We start from the raw sequence: 662 nt of genomic DNA, 5'->3' as shown, positions 1-662 counted from the left end.
GCCGCCCGGCTAAAGGACCGGAGCGGTTTCTAACCTGCGGGAGGGAGAAAACCGCCTTAGCGGCTGGTGAGCGGCCGCATGAAAACGGAACCTGAAATCAACATGGGCCTATCGTATCCAATTAATTTCGCAGGGTCCAATACGGTGAGAAAGAAGACAACCGCACCGCAACAGTGCAAGACCTCTCTGGATTGGAATTTGTCCTACCTTCGGCTCGTCGTACAGACGCCACTGGCGTATTTTGTCTCTGGGCAACGAGGGGGAGTTACCCCCACCTCCGGATGTTTTTAAGGTGCACCCCTTATTACGCTGTGGTGCGGGAGTAGTTTTGTCCGACTGATCGGACTACCCACCGACGTGGGGCGGGTAGTTCGAGGTCCCAGCAGATGATCGCGTCGATTTCGCCGCGTTCAAAGGATGCCACCATGGCGTCGTAGTCGGGGCGAGCCACATTCTTCTTTGACGCGGAAATGGACTGATCGACGTAGTTATGTCCTATGTCCAACGTCCAAGCCACGCTGCTTTGCAATGGCTTCACAGTCCTGACGCTGCCGGTCGATGGTGAGGCCATCCACGTCAGCGTCTCGCGAGATACGAAGGTAAATAGGAGCGCGTGTTGCCAAACGCTTTTAATAAGGCCCTTAGCTAACATTGAACTTAAA

The 662-nt window shown here is 54.7% G+C and carries 1 protein-coding gene; it reads right to left on the bottom strand.

The window, feature by feature from the left end:
- Positions 1-304: 304 nt before the first annotated feature.
- Entirely contained in the window at positions 305-538 is a 234-nt protein-coding gene (locus HMPREF2565_RS11625) for a recombinase family protein (RefSeq protein WP_224784272.1), read from the bottom strand.
- Positions 539-662: the final 124 nt, after the last annotated feature.

Origin of the sequence: Corynebacterium sp. HMSC072A04 (assembly GCF_001809235.1) — a bacterium.
In the GTDB taxonomy this organism is placed as follows: Bacteria; Actinomycetota; Actinomycetes; order Mycobacteriales; family Mycobacteriaceae; genus Corynebacterium; species Corynebacterium hiratae.
This window is presented reverse-complemented; position numbering and strand designations above follow the sequence as displayed.